Raw genomic sequence first — 21,625 nt, forward strand, 5'->3', positions numbered from 1 at the left:
ACTATATCATTGCCCGACGGGTTAACCGTCGCTTATCCTCTCGCTGCCATATCAGGGGCCAGGCCTTCGGGAGAGTGAAATATGCTGCATGTCGATCATCGTAACCTGCGCGCCGGGGCAGTCGCGCTGGGAGCGATCGAATGTGCAGTGGTTCCTGGCGTCTCGCCCGTCGTCGACATGCTGGCCGCCATTGGCCCTTCCAGCCATGGCTTCCTGCGCGAAGGCTGGTTCTGCCGGGGCGAGCCCGAGGCAATCTCGACCCTGGTCGCCCATCGCGGCGATGGCAGCCCGATCCTCGCTCTGCCGATGCGCCAGCTGGGGCCACCGGGCCTGCGCGCACGCTCGCTCGCGGGAAGCTATTGGCCATTTCGCAGCGCCGCCATCGATCCGAGCACCGGCGTGGGCGACATGCGCGCCGTACTGGAACATCCCGCTGCGCAGGAGATCATCGGGCCGCTGCTGCGCATCGGCCCCATCTATCACGACGACCGGCTGGCCCAGCTGATGATCGCGGCGGCCGATGCGATGGGGTGGCACGTGCTGATCCGCGACATGGGGCAGAGCTTCATCCAGGATTTTGCCGAGCCGGGATCGCCCGATGCCTGGCCCAGCAAGTCGCGGCGCAAGAAGGTGCGGCGATTGACCGCGCGGCTCGAGGAACAGGGCCCGGTCACCGTGCGGATCGTTCGCGGGACCGACTGGTCGCGCCAGGTGTTCCAGGATCTGGCGCGGATCGAGGAAAACAGCTGGGTGGGCACGCGCACCGACCGCAGCGGCGCCAAGTTCCTGAATCCGCACATGATGGCGCACTGGCAGCGCGCGGTGGTCGATCCCGATCTGGCCGAAATGCTGACCGCCAGCCTGCTCTATGTCGCCGATCGCCCGATCGCCTTTTCGCTCGACCTGGTCTGCGGGGCGATCGCCTATGGCATCGCGAGCAGCTATGACGCGGGTTTTGCCGATGCTTCTCCCGGCCAGATCGTCACACTGCATGCGGTCGACGCCATGCTCGCGCGCGGCGTTCGCCAGGTGGACTGGGGTGCGGGCGATAGCGGTTACAAGCAGGAAATCGGCGCGAGGCCGGGATCGCGGATCCAGGACATTCTGGTGGTGCGCAACGCATCGATCGCTGCTGCACTGCGCCCGCGATGGGAAGAATCGGTCGGCTCGGGAACGTTGGCACTGGCAGCCGGGCTGGCCGATGCGGTGCGGGTTTCCGCCATCCCCACGAGCCTCACCCTGCGGCGGTTGCTGATGTCGGGCCTGGCCCTGTCCGCCGCTGCATCGCTGCTGGCGGAGTGACAGGGCCGGCGCTCGATCAGGCTGCCAGATCGCGCTCCATCATCGTCTGGCCGTGCCCGTCGACCCGCTCCCATTGCAGGTTGCCGGTATAGCGCCAGGCCAGTTCGCCTGCGGCGTTGAGCGCAAACAGGTGCAGCCAGCGATTGTCAAACAGCGCGCGCACGCCTTCATGCCGTTCGAGGATCGCGGTCATCGCCTCGACCGGCGCCTCGATGCAGACCGAAAGCCGCAGCGGTTCGTGCACCAGATCGCTGCCGTCATGCACCGACTGCCAGGGCAGGCCTGCGCGCAGCGTGCCGCCATTGCCCTCGACCACGCCGATGCCGCCGGTGACATTGTGGATCAGCTTGTTGCCGCCGCCAAAGACGTGCGGCGCGACCGATGATCCATAATATTGCAGGCTGATCCAGCTGGCGACGACGACCGGCGCGGTCATGATCAGTTCCAGCACGCCAAAGCCTTCGTCCTGCTGCCACTGATAGTCATGCAGGAAGGCGCGACCCTCCAGGCTCTTGCCGCTGGTGCGGCTGCGCGGTGCGGCGATGAACGCCTTGCACCCCGCAAGCGCCCATTCGGGACGGATCTCCGCCCAGTCGCGGCTGCGCTTGGCGACGTCGGCCGCTCCATCGGCGCGGGGCAGGCGCAGCGCCCGTTCGCCGCGTGCGACAAGGCCGGCGCTCGCCAGCCAGGCCCTGGCCTGGTCGATCGCGTTCGCATGGGCAGGCGAGGGGTGATCGCCGTCATAGATCAGCACATTGTCGGTGGTGGTGTCGTGCAAGCCTGCAACGAACAATGTGGTCGACGGAACGATGATGCCATTGCTCGCCAGGCCGCCGCGCACCGCCGGTTCATTGAGCAGGCTGGCCAGCAGCCGCGCATTGACCTCGCCCGAATAGCCGCCGCATGCACCGCAATGCAGCCCGCTGGCGTGCGGATTGTTGACAACATTCGCGCCATGACCGACGAGCAGCACCAGCGGTGCGAAATCCTGTGTCAGGGACATTGCGCGCAGCACCGCAGCGGCCGCGTCGATCTTGTCCGCCAGGCTCAGCGCCGGGTCGGGACGCGGCATCGGATCGTTGGGCAGACTTGTCTTTTTCAGCGCAAAACTGTCGCGCATCAGCTTGCCCAGATAAACCGGACCTGCTGCCTCGACAAAGGCGAAGCTCGATACCGCTGCCAGCTTGAACCGGCCCCAGGCGCGCTTGGCACGCGACCGGTAGCGGGCGGCGCGGTCGACGTCTTCCAGTTCGGCCCCTCCCGAGCTGGTGGTCAGCTTCGGGTTGAGCAGCACCGGTAGCCGGTGCTCACGGACATCCGAGGCAAAGCGACGATGCGACGCGCCGAGGCCGAAAAAGCCGGCAAAGCCCAGCGTCTGGATCGACGGGTCGAGCGCTTCGAGTGCGCGGCGGAAGACCTCGGAGCGCACGTCGATGCAGAAGGCGGCCTGCAATGCGGGCGGCACGGCGGTGCTGGTCGCGGGAGCAGCGGCGAGCGTCTCGCCGATGGCCCGCTGGCCTGCGCGCTCGGCGGCTTCCTGCAGGATGGCGTCGATGATCTGATCGGCATCGGGCGCAACCGGAGCGGAATGCGCGGCCATCACATCCTGCCAGGCCTCGAGGATCGGGCTGCGATACTGCGCGAGCAGCGCATCTTCCCACATCAGGCGGATGCACAGCAGATCGGTGAGCGTGCTGTCCTGCTGACCAGCCAGCTCGGCCTGCCACAGCCGGTAGCGGCCAACCTGCGCCCAGCCGCCCAGCGTCATCAGCAGCGCGTGAAAATAGGTGGGCATGGCCGCAGCGGGCAGTCCCAGCCGGGCGGCGCTGGCGGCGAGCGCATCACCTGCGCTGTCGGGCGCATCGGCGACGAACCGGGCAAAGCCCTTGAGGCCGGCGATCTCGGGGGTCAGATCGTGGGTGGCGACATCCTGCCAGGCGCGAAAGGCGGATTTGCCCTGCGGTGCAGCCCATAGCGCCTGGCCCTCATCGCTCCATCCGGCGATCCAGTGGCCGAGCCGTTCGGCGATGATCGCGGGCCAATCGATGCCCGAAACCCGCGCGGCGAGGTCCGCGATCGTCGGCAGCGGGTCCTTGCGGACATGCGGTCGCTGTGCCGCCAGCTTGAGCTCGGCCACGCTCGCCGGGCAGGGCGATGCGGTGCAGGCGGCTAGTGCGGCGGCGAGATCGCCATCGGTGATCGATCCATTGCCGATCCGTTCGCGATACCAGCTGCGTGCCATCGTGGCGGGGGCATCGCTTACCCGTGCGAGCAGCGCGGCGGTGGTGGCGAGGTCGAGCCCGGCCTGGCCGAGATAGGGGTTCACGGCCACGCTCGAGGCAAGCGGCCAGACCGGCGGAATGGCGCGCGCGGCAGCGTCGGCGATCAGCGCAATGTCTGCGGCGGTCGGTTTGGGTTTGGTCAGGCTGTCCTGCGTCATGGCAAACTCCTTGGAAAATCGGATCTTGGTGTCAGCGCGACCGCTTGAGCGTCCATCCGCCGAGCATGCGGTCGAACAGCGCGTTGGCGTACAGGCCGTTGGAAAGGTGGACCCTGAGGCCGGCCGCCGCGGGGTGATAGGCCCAGAGCGGGAACATCGACTGGGCGATGGCGACCAAGCCGAAGCTGACCACCGCCAGGATCATCAGCACCCATTCGAGCGGTCCGGGCGCAGGCGTTGAGGGCAGGGGGCCGAGCAGCAGCGCATCGGCCACATGATGCAGCGCAAAATAGCCGAGCGAGGCCGCGATCGAATAGACGACCATTCGCCGCATCAGCGGGACGGGGGCGGCTCCGGCGAGGCCCTGGGCCAGCAGATAGGCGATGCCGAAGATCAGGATCGCGCCCAGCGCGATCGACTGGGGCGACGTATCCTGAAAGCGGAAGGCAAAGCCGATCGCGACATAGATGGCCAGCGCCGCAAGAAACGCGCCGGTAACCGCCTTGGCGCCCGGAATGGCGACCGGACCAGGCCGCCGCAGCGCGGCGATCCGCTCGACCGCGCCGCCCGAGGCGAGAAAGCTGTGCGCCTTGTAGAGCGAGTGCGCGATGATGTGCAGCATCGCCAGCGGGAACAGGGCGAGGCCGCACTGCATGATCATGAAGCCCATCTGCGCAACGGTGGACCAGGCCAGCGAGGTCTTGACCGCAGGCTGGGTGAGCATCACCAGCCCGCCGAACACCGCGGTGAAGCCGCCGATCATCACCAGCCCCGCCATGATCGCGGGCGACAGCAGCAGGACATCGGCAAAGCGGATGAGCAGGAAGCCCCCTGCGTTGATGACGCCTGCATGCAGCAGCGCCGAGACCGGAGTCGGCGCTTCCATCACCTCGGTCAGCCAGCCGTGCAGCGGGAACTGCGCCGACTTGATTACGGCGGCGAGCGCCAGGCCGAACACGGCGAACCGGATCGCGGTGCCGCTCTCGCCGCTGCGCGCGCTATCGAGGATGGTGGCGATGTCGCCGGTGCCATAGACCCAGAACAGCAAGGCCGCCGATCCGACCAGCGCGACATCGGCGATGCGCGCCGTGATATATTTCTTGCGCGCGGCGCGGCGTGCAGCGGCACGATCGGGATAGAAGAGCAGCAGCTTGTGCAGGCACAGGCTGGTGGCGATCCAGAACAGGACCAGCTGCAGCAGGTTGCCCGACAGCGCGAACAGCAGCACGCTGGCCAGCGTGAAGCTCAGCCAGGCCTTGAAATGCGCGCGGCGCGGTTCGTCGCCCAGATAGGTGCGCGAGAAGCGCAGCACGACCCAGCCGACAAAACTGACCAGGATCGTCACTGGCAGGCTGACTGCGTCGAGCCGGACGGAAAGCCCCAGATGCTGCCAGACCAGCAGCTCGGAGGTGACCGGTCCTGCGGTGATCAGTTGCACCAGCGCCGCGATGGCGAGGCCAAGACAGGCGAGCAGGGCGGCTTCCAGCGCTCGTCCTGTCAGGCGGGCGTGGCGGTCGCCTGCGAGCAGGGCGATACCACCCAATCCGGTGAATGCGGCGATCCCGATTGTCAGGGCAAGGGCGATATCCATCGTCTTTCCGTCTCCGTCTGGCCCCAGCGGGGGGGCACGCGTGTCGCCAACGGATACGGACGAACGATCGATACGGAAAATTCAATGAAATAAAGATTTGGTTCTGAAATTCCGAACTAGGCGATTTTGGCGATCTCGAGCAGCTGATCGACCAGGGGATGCGGAAACCGCCGCGACTGGGTCATCGCGTAGAAGGATTCGGTGAGGCCCGGGATCGCCATGATGTCGTGCAGGCTGCCGATATTGAGCTCGTCGCGCACCACGATCGGCGGCACAACGCCCACTCCGGTTCCGGCGCGCAGCAACAGGCGCAGCATCGCCATGTCATCGGCCTCGGCGATGATATTGGGCAGGATGCCGAGCCGGTCGACCAGCAGGTCGAAATCGGCACGAACCCCGGAATCCGTAGCGGGAACCACCAGTCGCATGGTCATCAGCAACTCGCGTAGCGGGGTACGGGAGACATCGACCTTTTGCGGGCCGATCAGGCTCACCGGAATCTGGTCGACCAGGTGCGCGACCCAGTTGGTGCCGCTGTCGCGAAAGGGCAGGCGGTTGGTCAGCAGCACGTCGAGCTCGTGCGCCTCGAGCGCCTTGACCAGATCGCGCAGCGAGCCCGAACGGATCACCATGTGCACGTCGTCGCGCCCGACCATGGGGGCAAGGAAGCGCATCTGGAAATTGCGCGACAGCGTCGAGAGCGCCCCGACACGCAGATGCCGTCGGCTGCTGCCGCTGCCGCCGGCAAAGGTCGCCATCATCTCGTTCGCCGTCTCGAACATGCTGTCGGCATAGTTCAGCGCCACGCGCCCGGCCTCGGTCAGTTCGAGCCGCCGTCCGCGACGCTCAAACAGTTGATGGCCAATGTTTTCTTCCAGCAGCTTGATCTGGGTGGACAGCGCGGATTGCGAGACGTTGAGCCGCCGCGCGGCGTTGGTGAGATTGCCGTCATGCGCCACCGCATGGAAATAGCGCAGATGTTTGAAATTGAGGTGCATGCGGCAAGGCTCCACCAGGCAGTTCGCATTAATCGAACGATTGGGCGATTTTATTGAATTTCCGCGATGTGCGCAATGCGTTTAGTCAGCAGCCCAAGCCCAGACGCTCGCAAAGGTCCTTTCGATGGAAATATTGCCCGAACAGCCTGACCTTCCCCTTCGCTCGCTTGCGGTCGCACAAGCGGGCGTTGCCCCTGACCGGATCCCCGCAGTTCAATCCGGTCAGGGGCTTTCCACCGGCCCGCGTCCGGCGCTCAGCCTGGTCGGCGGATCGCAACTGCTGCTGGCGGAGCCGGCCGAGCCGGTGCCGCAGGACTGGCGCGATGCGCTGACGCGGCTCGCGGCATGGCTCGAACTCGATGTGCAACATGTCTCCGCGCGACCGAGTGGTGCGCTTCGCCAGGTTGCCGCATGGGCTGCACCGCACCGGGCGGCAAAGGCCGCGCCCCAGTTCCAGCCCTGGCAGAATGTTTCGCCCGTCGCCTTTCAGGCCGGGGGCCATGCAGCGCTGCCGCGGGTCGATTGGGTCGCAAGCTATCTGCAGGATCAGGGCACCGGCAAGCCGCTCAAGGCGAGCACGCTCGATGTGATGCTGATGTCGCCCCATCCTGCGGCCTGTGCCGTCGACGCCGATTGCGATGCCCCCATGCCGCGCGCGGAAACCCTGCAGGCAATGCTGCAGGCTGCGCTTGCCGAAGGGCGCCAGCGGATCGGCATCGTCGTCGATGCCCAGCGCCGCAACGCGCTGGTGCGCCAGCTGCTTGTCTCGGGACGCGTCGCGACGCGCGACCAGCAGGAAATCGAGATTCTGCCGATCGAGGATGCGCTGTGCCATCTTGTCCGCCATGCCGGGCGCTGGGATGCGATCATCGTTCTGCCCGAGCTGCGCAGCCTGGTGTTTGCGATGCTCGCCGAGCTGACCGGAATCTGGACCCCCTGGCCGATGCTCTGGCATCGGCGCGGGGTCAGCATGATCACCGGTGAGGTGCTCGACGAGGCGGATGGCACGCTGCCGCTCAACGCGCCCTTGCTGGTGCAGGCGCTCGCGCTCGCAGCGCACCATGCTGGCCTCGGCCATGCCGCTCAGCGGCTGATGCAGGGCACCGCGCGGCTGTGGGATTGCGGCATCATCACCCCCGGCCGGGGCTCCGTCGCGCCCTATGTCACCGAGGTGACCGACGGCGAATTCATTCACCAGCTCTGTCGCGGCGGCGAGCAGCGTTCGCGCGCCCGCTTGTCATGGCGTGCCATTCCTGCGGCAGCACTGGCCCCGTCGCCGCGCCAGCCGCGTCCTTCCCTTCGGCTCGTTGCCACCACTGGAGAACAATAAGATGCCCAGCCGCAAGATCGTTGCCCATGAACTCGCCACCGTGCTGCGCCAGATTTCGCATCCCGATCGCATCCGGCTGATCCAGAAGCTGCGGATCGGCGACCAGACGGTGAACGAGATGGCCGCAGCGCTCGACATCACCCCGACGCGTCTGTCGCAGCACCTCGCCGTGCTGCGCGCGTTGGGGCTGGTCGAGATCGAGAGCTTCGCGCAGAGCCGGGTCTATCGCCTGACTCAGCCGCAGCTTGCCTTGTGGCTGATCGATGGCATCGACTTCATCGCGCACCGCATCGGCAAGGTGAGCGAGAGCGACGTGCAGCGCGCCAAGCAGCTGTGGGAAGAAGATTCGCTCGAACCGGTGGACACGGCGAAGGCGGCCTGAACCTGATCGCTTGCGCTAAAAGGGCGCGGCGTTAAGACGGGGTTATGCTGAAACCTATCCTGTTCGCCGCCGCCGCCATCGGCGCGCTTGCCGCTCCCGTCCATGCCCAGACCGAGATGACCGTCGATCCCGATCGGCTGGTCGAAACAGTCCGCACGCTCGCGTCGGACACGTTCGAGGGGCGTGCGCCCGGCACGCGCGGCGAGGAGCGGACGCTCGGCTATCTGATCGCGCGTCTCGAGGCACTGGGGCTGGAGCCGGCGGGGCCTGACGGCCAGTGGCTGCAGAAGGTGCCGCTCCTCCACACCAGGCTGCAGACGCCGCGCACGCTCGATTTCGCGACGCCCAAGGGGAAGGTCGCGCCGAAGCTTGCCGAGGACATCTACCTTTCGACCATCCGCCCCGAAGACGCCGCGCGCGTCGCCAATGCGCCGCTGGTGTTCGTCGGCTATGGCGTGAAGGCGCCCGAGCGCGGCTGGGACGATTTCAAGGGCGCGAACCTCAAGGGCAAGGTCGCGGTGTTCCTCATCAACGATCCTGATTTCGTCGCCAAGCCGGGCGAACCGGCGGTGGGCAAGTTCGGCGACCGGACGATGACCTATTACGGCCGCTGGACCTACAAGTTCGAGGAAGCGGCGCGCCAGGGCGCAGTCGCCGCGCTGATCGTCCACAATGCGGCGGGCGTCGGCTATGGCTGGAATGTCGTGATCAGCCCCGGCGGCGAGAATTACGACATCGTCCGCGCGCCCGACAAGCTGACCAGCGTGCGGCTGCAGGGCTGGCTGTCGGCGGACATTGCGGCGCGGCTGTTCGCGGCGGCGGGGCTGGACCTTGCCAGGCTGGAAGTCGGGGCGCGGTCGCCCCAATTCCGCCCGGTGGAACTGAAGGGCGTGACGCTCAATGCCGATATCCCGGTGCAGCCCGAGGTCGTGACCAGCCACAATGTGCTCGGCAAGATCACCGGCCGCAAGCGTCCGGACGAGGTCGTGATGTTCGGCGCGCATTGGGATGCCTATGGCCAGGGCAAGCCCGACGCCCAGGGCCGCATCTACCGCGCCGGGGCCAATGACGATGCACTGGGCATTGCGGGATTGTTCGAGATCGCGCGATCGATGAAGGCGGGACCGGCGCCCGAGCGCTCGGTGGTGTTCGGCCTGTGGACGGCGGAAGAGCGCGGGCTGCTCGGCTCCGAATATTATGCGGCCAACCCCGTCTATCCGATGGAAAAGACCGTCGCCAATCTCGCGCTCGACATCCTGCAGACCGCAGGCGCGGCGAACGACGTGGTGCTGGTCGGCAAGGGGCAGAACACGCTCGAGGACGACATGGCGCGCGTGGCGGCAACCCAGGGCCGGACCGTGACGCCCGAAAGCCTGCCCGAGCGCGGCCTGTTCTACCGCGCCGACCATTTCTCCTTCGCCAAGCGCGGCGTGCCGGTGATGCTGCTGATGGGCATTGCGGGGGCTTCCAACCTGAAGGCAGGCGGCGTCGCGGCGGGCCAGGCGTGGATCGATGCCTATACCGGCCAATGCTATCACCAGGCCTGCGATGCCTGGGGGCCGGACTGGAACCTCGACGGCGCGGTGCAGGACATTGCGCTCACCGGGGTGATCGGCGCAGAACTCGCCAACTCCACCCGCTGGCCGCAATGGAAGCCGGGATCGGAGTTCAAGGCGATCCGAGACAGGTCAGGCGCGCCGAAGCAATAGCTCAGGCGAGTGCGGCGGCACTCACGACGTGCCTTCCGGGCTTGGCGGCCAGCGCCGCTTCGGTCAGCGCGGCGGCGATATTCTCGGCCGGGCTGATCCGCCATTGGCGCGGCAGCACGGTCCCGAGCACGCCGAGAACCGCATCGGACACGCGCTCCATCGGCCGGAACTCGTCGCGCTGCCCGCCGATCAGCCCGGGGCGGACGATGGTATAGCTGCGATAAGCGAGTGCGCCGATGCTCGCCTCGACCTCGCCCTTGGTGCGGTTGTAGATCAGCCGCGAGCCGGCATCCGCGCCGATCGCGGACACCAGGGCAAGGGCCTGCGCGCCCTGCGCACGTGAGTGCCTCGCCACCATCAGCGGATAATCGTGATCGATCCGGTGGAAGGCTTCAGCCGACCCCGCCTTGGCCCGCGTCGTGCCCAGCGCGCAGATCACGGCATCGCACGTCCACCAATCGGCCTCCGGCGGCAGCGCCTCGTAGTCGACGAGCGGGTTGACCAGCTTCGGGTGCGAGGGCAGCGCTTTCCGGGTGGGGGCCACCACCTGTGTAACACGCGCATCGTCCAGCGCTTTCGCCAGCGTGATGCGCCCGACAAGACCGGTGCCACCGGCAATCAGGATGGTGCTCAAGGATGGTCCTCCGACATCGCGCAGGTACCCGGGAAAGGGCACCGTCAGCGCGAAGTCTGACGCCAGATATCCTGCGATGTCGAGGAAAAATGGTGGAGCCTAGCGGGATCGAACCGCTGACCTCTACACTGCCAGTGTAGCGCTCTCCCAGCTGAGCTAAGGCCCCATCTTCGCCGGTTTTTGACCCCCCGGCGTCGGGGAGGACCGCCCTTTAGTCGAGCGATCCGAAGGTGGCAAGGGGCAATTTTGCCCCCTGCCAATATTTCGCATTAGGATCGGAAAGGCTCAGCCTTCCTCATCGTCGTCATCGGCGGCAGCGACGCCCAGGTCGTCGTCTCCGCCCAGATCGACATCGTTGTCGGGCGAATCGCCGTCCTCGTCGATGTCCAGATCCTCATCGGCCAGATCGACATCCTCCTTCTCGATGACCTTCTTCTTCTCTTCCTCGAAGGGCAGCGGCTGCTTGGACTTCAGCACCGGCTCGGGCGTCCAGCTGTTGCCGCAGTTGATGCAGGATACGGGGTCGTCCTTGCCAAGGTCGTAAAAACGGGTGCCGCATTTCGGGCAGCTGTGCTTGGCGCCCCATTCAGGCTTGATCATGAAAAATGCCTCGGTTTCAGCTCAATCGATGGATCGATGTGGAGAAGGTTGCACGCTTCCGCAAGGCGGCGCGCACGCCACCGGCCGGAAAATTGGCGTGCGCCTTGCCATAGCTTTGTGCCGCTGTCAAAAGCTGCGTCGCTTTTACTCCCCGGCAGACCATGCCCAAACGGAAATGCACTGAACATCATGGCCCATCACGCTGACGAGGCGGCGCGCCCGCGCCGCTTTTCCGCAGGCTCTGCGCTGACCGGCGCGATCCGCGTTCCCGGCGACAAGTCGATCTCGCACCGCGCGCTGATGCTGTCGGCGCTGTGCGTGGGCGAGAGCAGGATTTCAGGTTTGCTCGAAGGCGAGGACGTACTCGCCACCGCGGCTGCGATGCGGGCGATGGGCGCGACGATCGCACGCGGCGACGATGGCGTGTGGACGGTGCACGGCGTCGGTGTGGGCGGGCTGATGCAGCCGGAACAGGCGCTCGACATGGGCAACAGCGGTACCTCGACCCGGCTGCTGATGGGGCTGGTCGCCAGCCACCCGATCACCGCGATGTTCACCGGTGACGCATCGCTCAGCCGCCGCCCGATGGCGCGCGTTACCGATCCGCTCGGCGAAATGGGCGCGGAATTCAACGCCAGCCCTGGCGGTACGCTGCCGCTGATGGTGCGCGGGCTGCAGCCGGCGGTGCCGATCACCTACCGGCTTCCCGTCGCCTCGGCGCAGGTCAAATCGGCGATCCTGCTCGCCGCGCTCAACACGCCGGGCACCACCACCGTGATCGAGCCGGTGGCGACGCGCGACCATAGCGAGAAGATGCTGGCCGGGTTCGGCGCGCCGCTGACGGTCGAGGTCGATGCGGACGGGGTTCGGCATATCTCGGTCACCGGCCCATGCGATCTCAAGGCGCAGGACATTTTCGTGCCGGGCGACCCCTCGTCCGCCGCGTTCTTCATCGTCGCCGCGCTGATCGTGCCGGGATCGGATCTGGTGATCGAGAATGTCGGCATGAACGTGACGCGCACCGGCATCATCACCGTGCTCGAGGCGATGGGCGGGCAGATCGAGCGGCTCAATGAACGCACCGTCGGCGGCGAGCCGGTGGCGGACCTGCGCGTGCGGGCGAGCGCGCTCAAGGGCATCACCGTCGATCCCGCGATCGTGCCAAGCATGGTCGACGAGTTTCCGGTGTTCTTCATCGCCGCCGCGATGGCCGAGGGCGTGACCGTGACCTCCGGGCTCGACGAGTTGCGCGTCAAGGAATCGGACCGGCTCGCGACCATGGCGCGTGGGCTCGAGGCGATCGGCGCGGCGGTGGAAGAGCGCGAGGACGGCCTTGTCATCACCGGCAGCGGGGGCAGGGCGCTTCGCGGCGGCGGGCCGATCACGACATCGCTCGACCACCGTATCGCGATGAGCTTTGCGGTGGCGGGGCTGGTGAGCGATTCGGGCGTCGAGGTCGACGACACGCGGCCCATCGCGACCAGCTTCCCAGATTTCCTGACGCTGCTCGAAAGCGCACAGGGACGGGCATGAGCCCGCTTGTCGCCAATATCATCGGCATTATCGGCAGCGTGCTGTTCATGGGCGGCTTCATCTATGCCAACCGGGCCCGGCAGATCGACAAGCTGCTGTTCAATGCGATCAACCTGGCAGGGGCGATCCTGCTGCTCATCTCGCTTTCGGTGCATTTCAACCTCGCGGCCGTGATTCTCGAGACTGCCTGGGGTCTGATCGCGCTATCGGGGATCATCAGCGCGCTGCGTGCGCGGCGCGAGGGGAAACCATCATGAAACGAACCGTCCTTTTCACCCTCCTGCTCACGGGCTGCGCCTCTGCGCCGATGGCCGCCCCGCGCCTTGCGAGCGATGCGCAGATCGCCGCGGCCGAAGCAGAGCCCGTCGGCGAGTTCGCGACCGAGATGCGCTGGAACGACCGGATGGCGCCGTTCACCATCCTGGGCAATGTCCATTATGTCGGCACCGCCGGGATCGGCGTGTTCCTGATCACCACGCCCGAGGGCCATGTGCTGATCGATGGCGCGCTCGCGCAATCGGTGCCGCAGATCCTGGACAATATCCGCACGCTGGGCTTCGAGCCCAAGGACGTAAAGTATATCCTCAACACGCATGGCCATTTCGACCATGCCGCAGGGCTGGCAGGCCTGCAGCGCGCGAGCGGCGCCAAGGTCATCGGCAGCGCGGCGGACAAGCCCTATCTGGAGGCCGGGCATGTTGTCCATGGCCCGACAAAGGACGCGCTGTTTCCGCCGGTGCGGGTCGATCGCACGGTCGGAGACGGCGATGCGGTCAGGTTGGGCGGGACCACGCTGACCGCGCATCTGACGCCGGGCCATTCGCCGGGATGCACCTCATGGGGCCTGACCGCGAAGGATTCCACCGGCACCCCACGCAAGGTCTTTCTGCATTGCAGCGCTTCGCTGGGCGGCCAGTCGCTGGTGCCGCCCGCCTATCCCGGCATGGCGGACAATTACCGCGCCAGCTTTGCCAAGGTGCGCGCGATGCAGGCAGACGTGTTCCTCGCCAATCACGACATGTTCTTCGGCCTGCACGAAAAGCGCGCGCGGCAGCTGGCGGGAGAAAAGGACGCGTTCGTCGACCCGTCCGAGTTGCAGCGGTTCAACAGCGCTATGGAGCAGGGTTTCCTGAAGGCCCTGGCCGAGCAGCAGGCGGCGGCAGACGCGGGCAAGCGGCCATGATCATCGCGGTCGATGGTCCCACGGCGAGCGGCAAGGGCACGATCGCCAGGGCGCTCGCGAAGCATTTCGGTCTGCCGCATCTCGACACCGGGCTGCTCTATCGCGCCGTCGGCGTGATGGCGGTGCGGCTGGGCGGCGATCCCGACAATCCCGACGAGGCGCTCGCCGGTTGCGCGTTCGACGATGCGCTGCTGGGCGACGACCATCTGCGCAGCGAGATGGCGGGGGGGCTCGCCAGCCGCGCCTCGCGTCACCCTGCGGTTCGCCAGGCGCTGCTCGAGCGGCAGCGGGCGTTTGCGTCGCAACCGGGCGGGGCAGTGCTCGACGGGCGCGATATCGGCACGGTGATCGCGCCCGATGCTGCGGCCAAGCTGTTCGTCACCGCCAGCGTCGCCGCACGCGCCGCGCGGCGCTATCACGAGATGCTGAGCCGGGGCGAACAGGTGACGCTGGAGGAGATCGCGGCAGACCTCGCCGCACGTGACGCGCGCGATTCCGGAAGGGCGGTCGCGCCGCTCAAGCCAGCCGATGACGCGCTCTTGCTTGATACCAGCGATTTGACTATAGGGCAGGCCGTTCAAAGGGCCATAGAGCTGGTGAACGGCAGGACAGAAGGCGGCCCAGCCGCCCGACCTTAGATGTTTCGATCATCGTGAACATCGCACGCGCCGCAAGCGGTCCGGGCGAGCGTTCGCGCTGTTTGCATATCTGCTGCTGGCACAAGCAAACATGCGCTTTTCGGGCGCTTTCCGGTGCATTCGGCCCGGGGGGCAGGTTCAGCCAAGACCGCCGGAGACAACCGGCTGGCCGGACAAAACTGTGTTAAGGAACGTTGGATTTATGGCCTCTACGGCATTTCCCAGCCGCGATGATTTTGCGGCACTTCTCGACGAATCGCTGGGCGGCACCGCTGCCGTTGACGGCGGATTCGAAGGCCGCGTCGTCAAGGGCACGGTCACTGCAATCGAAAACGACAAGGCCGTCATCGACGTCGGTCTGAAGTCGGAAGGCCGCGTGGCGCTGCGCGAGTTCGCCGCCCCCGGTCAGGACCATGGCCTGAAGGTCGGCGACGAAGTCGAAGTCTATGTCGACCGGATCGAGAATGCCGATGGCGAAGCGATGCTGTCGCGCGACCGCGCACGCCGCGAAGCCGCATGGGACAAGCTGGAAAATGAATTCGGCGAAGGCAAGCGCGTCGAAGGCGTGATCTTCGGCCGCGTCAAGGGCGGCTTCACCGTCGATCTCGACGGCGCCGTCGCGTTCCTGCCCGGCAGCCAGGTCGATATCCGCCCCGTGCGCGATGTCACCCCGCTGATGGACATTCCGCAGCCCTTCCAGATTCTCAAGATGGACCGTCGTCGCGGCAACATCGTCGTGTCGCGTCGCGCCGTTCTGGAAGAAACCCGTGCCGAACAGCGCACCGGTCTCATCCAGTCGCTGGCCGAAGGCCAGATCATCGACGGCGTCGTCAAGAACATCACCGATTATGGTGCGTTCGTTGACCTGGGCGGCATCGACGGCCTGCTGCACGTCACCGACATCAGCTACAAGCGCATCAACCACCCGAGCGAAGCGATCAGCATCGGCGAAACCGTCAAGGTGCAGATCATCCGTATCAACCAGGATACGCAGCGCATCTCGCTGGGCATGAAGCAGCTCGAAAGCGATCCGTGGGAAGGCGCCAGCGTCAAGTATCCGGTCGGTGCGAAGCTTTCGGGTGCCGTCACCAACATCACCGAATATGGGGCGTTCGTCGAGCTCGAGCCGGGCATCGAAGGTCTGGTGCACGTTTCGGAAATGTCGTGGACCAAGAAGAACGTCCATCCCGGCAAGATCGTTTCGACCAGCCAGGAAGTCGATGTCATCGTTCTGGAAGTCGATGCCGAAAAGCGCCGCATCTCGCTGGGCCTCAAGCAGGCACAGTCGAACCCCTGGGACGCCTTTGCAGAAAAGCACCCGGTGGGCAGCGTCGTCGAGGGCGAAGTCAAGAACGCGACCGAATTCGGTCTGTTCATCGGCCTGGATGGCGATGTCGACGGCATGGTCCACATGTCGGATATCGCCTGGGGCATCTCGGGTGAAGACGCGCTCAACCTGCACCTCAAGGGCGAGCAGGTGAAGGCGATCGTTCTCGACGTCGATGTCGAGAAGGAGCGCATCTCGCTGGGCATGAAGCAGCTCGAAAAGGGTGCTCCGGCCGTGGGCGGCGCCGACAGCTCGAACCTGCGCAAGAACGAAGTCGTCACTGTCACCGTGCTCGAAGTGCGCGACGGCGGCCTGGAAGTCCAGGTCGGCGAAGACGGCGCGACCGGCTTCATCAAGCGCAACGATCTGGGCCGCGACCGCGACGAACAGCGTCCCGACCGCTTCCAGGTCGGCCAGAAGCTCGACGCGATGGTCACCGGTTTCGACCGCTCGCGCAAGCCGACCTTCTCGGTCAAGGCGCACCAGCTGGCTGAAGAAAAGCAGGCGGTGGCTCAGTACGGTTCGTCCGACTCGGGCGCGTCGCTGGGTGACATTCTCGGCGCCGCTCTCAAGCAGCGCGAAGACTGATCCTGCGGTCATCCCCGTGCGGCTGCACGGGTGACGTTTCAAAAAGGGGCATCGGCTGTCGGCCGGTGCCCTTTTTTGTGCAATCTGGCGCGAATAGCAGCAGTCCCCCCAAGAACAGCGTTGAAACCAATCACGATTTCTGACAGCATTTATCTGCCTGTCGACTGGCAACAGCGCTGGGCACTTGCATCTGCGTTTCCGTTATACGGGTCAGACGCATTGGCTTGTCGGGGGGCTGGTCAATTGATTGTGGGATGTGGTGTGAGGGACGCCGCATTCTGGCATCCCGTCGTGTAATCGATTGCAGGAGATTGACCATGATACGATCGGAACTGCTGCAGCTGCTGGAGGAAGAAAATCCAGGGCTCCGGTCAGACGAGATCGAAAAGATCCTCGATATCTTCTTCGACAACATCATCGAGCGACTGGCCGAAGGGGGACGGGTCGAATTGCGGGGCTTCGGAGCCTTTTCCACCCGCGCGCGCGAGCCGCGCAAGGGGCGCAACCCGCGTACGGGCGAAGCCGTCGACGTGCCCGCCAAGCGCGTTCCCTATTTCAAGCCTGGCAAGGAAATGCGCGCTCGCCTGAACGCCGATTGAGCGGCCCGACGCGGCAGGCCAGCTACAGGCTTGCCGCGCCGCTTCATCCCGGCTTATAGACCCCTGCGCCGTGCGGGCGTGGCGAAATGGTAGACGCAACGGACTTGAACATCATGTGAGTGCGCGCGGGGAAACCTGCGACGTAGAACTGCTCAAATTCGGGGAACCCTGTCAAATGGCAATCCCGAGCCAAGCCCGGCCATCGCGGCCGGGAAGGTGTAGAGACTAGACGGGCAGCACCTAAACCCTGCGACTGGCAGGGCAGGGTGAAGGGATAGTCCAGACCCCGAACGCGCTTAAAGCGGCGCGGCGGCGAAAGCCGTGGCGGGTAAGAAAATCCGTCGGGCTTTGCCCATGGGGGTTCGAGTCCCCCCGCCCGCACCAGGCCTGCCGACAGGGCAGGCGCTCCGCGCCGGATCAGGCAGCGTTGCGCCCCTGCAGCGGATCGCGGCTGCTGATCGCGCAATTGCGTCCCGATGCCTTGGCTTCATAGAGCGCCGCATCGGCGCGCGCATAGAGGGCCTTGGCGCTGTCGCCAGCGCTCCAGCATGCCACGCCCAGGCTGGCGGTGATGTTGAGCGTCAGATTGCCATGCACCTGGAACGGCTGGCGCGCGATCGCGGCGCGGATGCGTTCGGCAATGGCATCGGCGATGACCGGCCGCGCGCGGTCGAGGATGACCATGAACTCCTCGCCGCCCATCCGGCCGATCATGTCGCCCGGCCGCAACAGCGACTGCACCCGGCTGGCCAGCGCCCGCAGCGCATCGTCGCCTGCGACATGGCCGTGGCGATCGTTGATCGTCTTGAACCGGTCGATATCGAGCACGATGACCGCGAGTGCGCCACCCGTGCCCATGCGCTCGAGCCGCGCGTCGAGATCGCTCAGCACCTTGCGGCGGTTGGCAACACCGGTCAGAGGGTCTAGCTCGGAAAGGATGCGCAGCTTTTCATTCGCATCGTTGAGCGCCCTGGTGCGTTCGGCGACGCGTTGTTCCAGTTCGCCATGCGAGGTGCGGATCGCACCGGCCAGCGTCTCGAAGCGCGAGACGAGCCGCGCAACCTCGTTGCCGGTGCGATCGTCGGTCGGCATTTCCAGCATGGCATCGCTGGCCAGGCCGCGCGTGATCCGTTCCGCCTCGCGCGTGAGCCGCCGCAGCGGCTTGGCGACCAGATGGCGCAGTACCAGCACCACGATCAGCAGGCAGCCGGCCAGCGCGATCACTGCCATGGCCGCGATGCGCGGGATCGGACGCAGTGCCCTGGCCAGGATCAGCTGCTCGGGCTTGACGGTGAGGGCATACCAGCCCGCGCCAGGCACCTGGTGGAGCGAGACATAGGCGTCCAGCGCGTCGGCCTTGCCGACATAGCCGCTCTGGCCATGGCGACGCACCAGCGCCCAGATCGCCGCCAGATCGGGCCGGGCGCTGTTCGTGATGTCGAGATATTCTTCGGTCTTGCGGCTGTTCTGCCGCGTATATCCGGGATGATAGATCAGACGCCCTTCGCGCGAGATCAGGATCACCTTTTCCTCTGCGGAATCGGCAAAGCGCCCTGCAGGCGCGATTTCGTCTAGCGGCATCGACGTGCCGAACGTGCCGATATGCTGCGCATCGCGATCGACCGGGGTCATGCAGCCCGTCGTCCAGACCTCCTGATATTTCAGCGAGATCAGCGATTGCAGTCCGGTGCAGCGCATCGCGCGGGCAGGATTGGCGGCGATGGTCGAAATGGTCGCGAATTCGCGATCCTGGAACGCGAAGTCCGCAGGCGCGGTCTGGCGATAGAATTCCAGCCGATCGGGCCGGTCGGGCGCGAAGATGACGATGCCGTTGCGCGGCGTGAAATAGTAAAGGCTTTCCAGATCGTGACGGCTGCCTTCGCTGAGGCGGCGGATGGCCAGGGTCGCGGCCACGATGTCGCGCACCGCGCCATCGTCCTGATCGATCCCGGCGGGGACGAAAGCCGCCATGCCATGCACCATGCCGATCGCGGTCGGGCCGCCGGTGAACATCCCGTCGATGCTGCGCCGCGTGCCGTCAGGACGCAGCGGATAGAGCGCCTCGAACGCGCGGCGCGCATCGGCATCGGTCAGCGCGGCATGCTCTTCGCGGAACAGTTCGACCGCCCGTGTCTGCGTCCGCTGGATGCGATCGAACCGGTCGCTCAGTTCATTGACCACTGCAGCGTTGCGCTGGTCGAGCCGTGCCAGCGACTCGTCGATCGCCTTGGCGCGTTCCTGCGAAAACGCGACTAGCGCGGTTGCGGCGATCATCAGGGTGAAGCCGATGGCGAGGCTCAGCGCCGTGCGCGAGCTGACCGACAGCGAACGGAACCATGGCGAGAGGCGGGCAAGCATGGCGTCTTGTGGACGATTTTGGTTAATTTACTGCAAAGGTTGGGAGTTTCCACCGCATTGGCGGGATTATCCTATCCGCAAGCGATCGCGCGGGCCTATGCTGGCGACAGGGGCCAGGTTGTGATGCGGGTCATGGTTTGACCGGATATTGCCGCTACGGTAATGTGATCCAGGGTCGTTGGCGGTTCCTGGCTGGAGAGGCTGAACGATGGAAAACAGGTTGATGAAATCGGGCATGCAGGCGGCCGCGCTGACAGCGGTGCTCGCCATGGCGCTGCCAATGCCTGCCCAGGCCCAGTTCGGCGGCCTGTTGCGCTCACGACCCAGCAGCAGCGGCAAGACCGCGACAGGATGCGACGACAGCGCGGGCAAGGCCGCAGGACGGTCGGTGCTTGGCGGCGTGCTCGGCGGTCTGGCGAGCCGTGCAGGGCTTCCCAGCTTCCTGCCCGTGCCCGAGGTCGCCGGCCTGCTGACCGACGCCATCGCCTGCAAGCTGGAGCCCGAGGAGCAGAAAAAGGCGGCGGACGCGACGCTGGAGGCGACGCGCGGCGAAGAGGTCGGCAGCAGCTCGTCCTGGACCAGCGAGACGCGCAAGGACGTGTCGGGCACCTCGACCGTGGTCGGCAAGACCCAGCTCGCGGATGGATCGACCTGCATGAACGTCAACGATGTCATCATCGTCGAGGGCGAGGAGACAACGGTGTCGAAGCGCATGTGCAAGAAGCCGGGTGCAGCGCGCTACGAAATCGCGCAGGCCTGATTTGATGCGCGCACCGCATAAGCTGTTGCTGGCTCTGGCGGCGGTCGCGCTGCTGTGCGGCCAGTCGCCCGCGCCGATGGACCCGGCCAATCCCAGCTGCCCCAAGGCACCCGACTGGTCGAACAACAAGATCATGGCGCTGAAGGTGGTCAAGAAGGGCGATGCCAAGGTGCTGCTGGCCGAAGGTCCGGTCGATCAGACATTGCCCGACCGACTGAAACAGGCGCTGACCGACAATCCCGATATCAGCGAGATCTGGCTGCGCTCGCCCGGTGGCAACGCACGCGCCGGCAATGCGGCGGGACGGCTGATCCGTTCCACGCCGGGGCTGGTGACGCGCATTCCGGCGGGCTGGACCTGCTTTTCCGCGTGCAATTTCGTGTTCATGGGCGGCCAGCTGCGCGTGGTCGAACCCGGCGGCAATTTCATGGTCCACATGTTCACCATGACCAATGACCGCGACGCGATCGACCAGTCGGTGGCGCTGGGCACTGACACCACGGTCGAGCTGATCGGCGATATCGAGCAGGAAAGCGCGCTGCTCGCCAGCGAGGACAATGATTTCCTGATCCGCATGGGCGTCTCGCGCAAGCTGCTGACCGACATCATGTACAAGCAGAAGGCGGTGGCGAGCAGCGGCGGCGGCGATCAGTCGACCCGGCGATGCCTGACGCAGGAAGAGGTGTTCAAGTACAACGTCGCGAACGTGCAGGAATAGCGGTCGCGCCGCTCAGGCCGTCGCGCTGAGCAGCCACACCTTGTTGCGCATCATCACGCCTTCGCCTTCGCGATAGTGGCGCGTGAACAGCGCGAGCAGATCGTTGCGCGCAGCCTCCAGCACCTCCGGCCCGGCTTCGGCGAGTGCGCGGCCGATCGCCATGCTGGCGAGCGCAAAGTCCGCCGCATCCTCAGGGAGCGCGCCGGGGCCGCCGATCGCCTGTTCGCACTGATAGGTCTCCACCTCGGGCGCGGAAAACCCGGCGTGCGCCAGGATATCGCGGACATAGTCCAGATCGGCAAAGGCGAACGGACCGGGGTCACGCGGATCAGGCGAGGGGATGTCGACGTGCGCCCGCGCGACGCCCATCAGCTCCATCATCCACGGATTGTCGCGCGGCGGACCCCAGACCGCCAGGTCCATCCGCCCGCCGGGCTTCAGTAGACCGTGCAGGTTGGCGAAGGCGGCATAGGGCTCGGCAAAGAACATCGATCCGAAGCGCGAGACCAGCCGGTCATGAGGCGCGTCATCGAGCGAAACAGTCGCGGCATCGGCGCAGAGAAAGCGGACGTTCGCCTGCCCCTCGGCGCGCCGCGAGGCTTCTGCGATCAGGTCGGGCGATATATCGATCCCCAGCACCGCGCCTTCGGACCCGACCGCCTCGGCCAGCGCGAGCGAGGTCAGCCCCCCGCCGCACCCCAGATCGATCACCCGCTCCCCCGGCGCGACCGCAGCCCGCTCCAGCAGCGCCTCGCCGATGGCTGCGATCATCCCCTCGAACCGGTCGATATGGCTAAGCCATTTCCGCCCCTGCTCGCCCGCCCAATCCTCACCCTTGAGCTGTTCGGGCGTGGCGGTGGTGGTCATGACGGGTCTCTCCTGTGTGTTGCGAGGAGAGGGTAGGGGGTGGCGGGGCGAGGTCAATAGGGGAGGTG

Annotated in this window: 19 protein-coding genes and 1 tRNA gene; 12 read left to right on the forward strand and 8 right to left on the reverse strand. The window is 66.1% G+C overall.

Annotated elements, in window-relative coordinates:
• Positions 1 to 81 precede the first annotated feature (81 nt).
• A complete protein-coding gene (locus AX725_RS17660; RefSeq protein ID WP_060979314.1) occupies positions 82 to 1,302 on the forward strand; it encodes a GNAT family N-acetyltransferase in 1,221 nt (406 codons plus the stop codon).
• A gap of 16 nt (positions 1,303 to 1,318) precedes the next feature.
• On the opposite strand, the gene AX725_RS17665 is transcribed toward AX725_RS17660, so the two are convergent.
• The 3 genes from AX725_RS17665 to AX725_RS17675 all read right to left on the reverse strand — a co-directional run bounded on the left by AX725_RS17665 (position 1,319) and on the right by AX725_RS17675 (position 6,331).
• Positions 1,319 to 3,742, reverse strand: coding sequence for a YbcC family protein (locus AX725_RS17665; protein ID WP_060979315.1), 2,424 nt, complete (start codon positions 3,740 to 3,742; stop codon positions 1,319 to 1,321).
• A 31-nt stretch (positions 3,743 to 3,773) separates the two neighbouring features.
• Positions 3,774 to 5,333, reverse strand: a complete 1,560-nt coding sequence (locus AX725_RS17670) for a proton-conducting transporter transmembrane domain-containing protein (RefSeq protein WP_060979316.1) — start codon at positions 5,331 to 5,333, stop codon at positions 3,774 to 3,776.
• A gap of 116 nt (positions 5,334 to 5,449) precedes the next feature.
• A complete protein-coding gene (locus tag AX725_RS17675; protein ID WP_060979317.1) occupies positions 5,450 to 6,331 on the reverse strand; it encodes a LysR family transcriptional regulator in 882 nt (293 codons plus the stop codon).
• A gap of 124 nt (positions 6,332 to 6,455) precedes the next feature.
• Between AX725_RS17675 and AX725_RS17680 the strand changes: the two genes are divergently transcribed.
• Genes AX725_RS17680 through AX725_RS17690 form a run of 3 tightly spaced genes read left to right on the forward strand, consistent with a single transcriptional unit; the run spans position 6,456 to position 9,752 of the window.
• Entirely contained in the window at positions 6,456 to 7,661 is a 1,206-nt protein-coding gene (locus AX725_RS17680; protein WP_066114370.1) for a hypothetical protein, read from the forward strand.
• A gap of 1 nt (position 7,662) precedes the next feature.
• The gene (locus tag AX725_RS17685) at positions 7,663 to 8,043 is read left to right on the forward strand and encodes an ArsR/SmtB family transcription factor (RefSeq protein ID WP_060979319.1); all 381 of its coding nucleotides are present in this window, start codon (positions 7,663 to 7,665) and stop codon (positions 8,041 to 8,043) included.
• 44 nt (positions 8,044 to 8,087) lie between these two features.
• Positions 8,088 to 9,752 (forward strand): M20/M25/M40 family metallo-hydrolase, encoded by a 1,665-nt coding sequence (locus tag AX725_RS17690; RefSeq protein ID WP_060979320.1) that lies wholly within the window; start codon positions 8,088 to 8,090, stop codon positions 9,750 to 9,752.
• Between the two features lies 1 nt (position 9,753).
• Here AX725_RS17690 and AX725_RS17695 read toward each other — a convergent pair whose 3' ends face one another.
• The 3 genes from AX725_RS17695 to AX725_RS17705 form a co-directional block, all read right to left on the reverse strand.
• Positions 9,754 to 10,386 (reverse strand): Rossmann-fold NAD(P)-binding domain-containing protein, encoded by a 633-nt coding sequence (locus AX725_RS17695; RefSeq protein WP_060979321.1) that lies wholly within the window; start codon positions 10,384 to 10,386, stop codon positions 9,754 to 9,756.
• A gap of 90 nt (positions 10,387 to 10,476) precedes the next feature.
• Positions 10,477 to 10,552, reverse strand: a tRNA-Ala gene (locus AX725_RS17700).
• A gap of 119 nt (positions 10,553 to 10,671) precedes the next feature.
• On the reverse strand, positions 10,672 to 10,986 hold the full coding sequence (locus AX725_RS17705) for a TIGR02300 family protein (RefSeq protein WP_023839428.1): 315 nt from the start codon (positions 10,984 to 10,986) through the stop codon (positions 10,672 to 10,674).
• A gap of 189 nt (positions 10,987 to 11,175) precedes the next feature.
• Between AX725_RS17705 and aroA the strand changes: the two genes are divergently transcribed.
• From aroA to AX725_RS17735, 6 genes are all read left to right on the forward strand, one after another.
• Positions 11,176 to 12,519, forward strand: a complete 1,344-nt coding sequence (aroA, locus tag AX725_RS17710; RefSeq protein ID WP_060979322.1) for a 3-phosphoshikimate 1-carboxyvinyltransferase — start codon at positions 11,176 to 11,178, stop codon at positions 12,517 to 12,519.
• Entirely contained in the window at positions 12,516 to 12,776 is a 261-nt protein-coding gene (locus AX725_RS17715) for a CBU_0592 family membrane protein (protein ID WP_060979323.1), read from the forward strand. Before aroA ends, AX725_RS17715 begins: the two co-directional genes overlap by 4 nt.
• Positions 12,773 to 13,702 (forward strand): subclass B3 metallo-beta-lactamase, encoded by a 930-nt coding sequence (gene bla / locus AX725_RS17720; protein ID WP_066045839.1) that lies wholly within the window; start codon positions 12,773 to 12,775, stop codon positions 13,700 to 13,702. The genes AX725_RS17715 and bla overlap by 4 nt, the downstream gene beginning before the upstream one ends.
• Positions 13,699 to 14,340, forward strand: coding sequence for a (d)CMP kinase (locus tag AX725_RS17725; RefSeq protein WP_060979325.1), 642 nt, complete (start codon positions 13,699 to 13,701; stop codon positions 14,338 to 14,340). Before bla ends, AX725_RS17725 begins: the two co-directional genes overlap by 4 nt.
• Positions 14,341 to 14,542: 202 nt before the next feature.
• Positions 14,543 to 16,255, forward strand: coding sequence for a 30S ribosomal protein S1 (rpsA, locus tag AX725_RS17730; RefSeq protein ID WP_060979326.1), 1,713 nt, complete (start codon positions 14,543 to 14,545; stop codon positions 16,253 to 16,255).
• Between the two features lie 317 nt (positions 16,256 to 16,572).
• The gene (locus tag AX725_RS17735; RefSeq protein ID WP_060979331.1) at positions 16,573 to 16,854 is read left to right on the forward strand and encodes an integration host factor subunit beta; all 282 of its coding nucleotides are present in this window, start codon (positions 16,573 to 16,575) and stop codon (positions 16,852 to 16,854) included.
• A 417-nt stretch (positions 16,855 to 17,271) separates the two neighbouring features.
• Here the strand turns inward: AX725_RS17735 and AX725_RS17740 are convergent, their stop codons facing one another.
• A complete protein-coding gene (locus tag AX725_RS17740) occupies positions 17,272 to 19,212 on the reverse strand; it encodes a sensor domain-containing diguanylate cyclase (protein WP_060979327.1) in 1,941 nt (646 codons plus the stop codon).
• Positions 19,213 to 19,435: 223 nt separating this feature from the next.
• Between AX725_RS17740 and AX725_RS17745 the strand changes: the two genes are divergently transcribed.
• Complete coding sequence (locus AX725_RS17745) at positions 19,436 to 19,972, forward strand: hypothetical protein (RefSeq protein WP_060979332.1); 537 nt, start codon at positions 19,436 to 19,438, stop codon at positions 19,970 to 19,972.
• Positions 19,973 to 19,976: 4 nt separating this feature from the next.
• Entirely contained in the window at positions 19,977 to 20,690 is a 714-nt protein-coding gene (locus AX725_RS17750) for a COG3904 family protein (RefSeq protein ID WP_060979328.1), read from the forward strand.
• Between the two features lie 12 nt (positions 20,691 to 20,702).
• Here AX725_RS17750 and AX725_RS17755 read toward each other — a convergent pair whose 3' ends face one another.
• On the reverse strand, positions 20,703 to 21,557 hold the full coding sequence (locus AX725_RS17755; RefSeq protein ID WP_066114367.1) for a class I SAM-dependent methyltransferase: 855 nt from the start codon (positions 21,555 to 21,557) through the stop codon (positions 20,703 to 20,705).
• Positions 21,558 to 21,625: the final 68 nt, after the last annotated feature.

The sequence above is a fragment of the Blastomonas sp. CCH9-A1 genome (assembly GCF_001557175.1).
In the GTDB taxonomy this organism is placed as follows: domain Bacteria; phylum Pseudomonadota; class Alphaproteobacteria; order Sphingomonadales; family Sphingomonadaceae; genus Blastomonas; species Blastomonas delafieldii_A.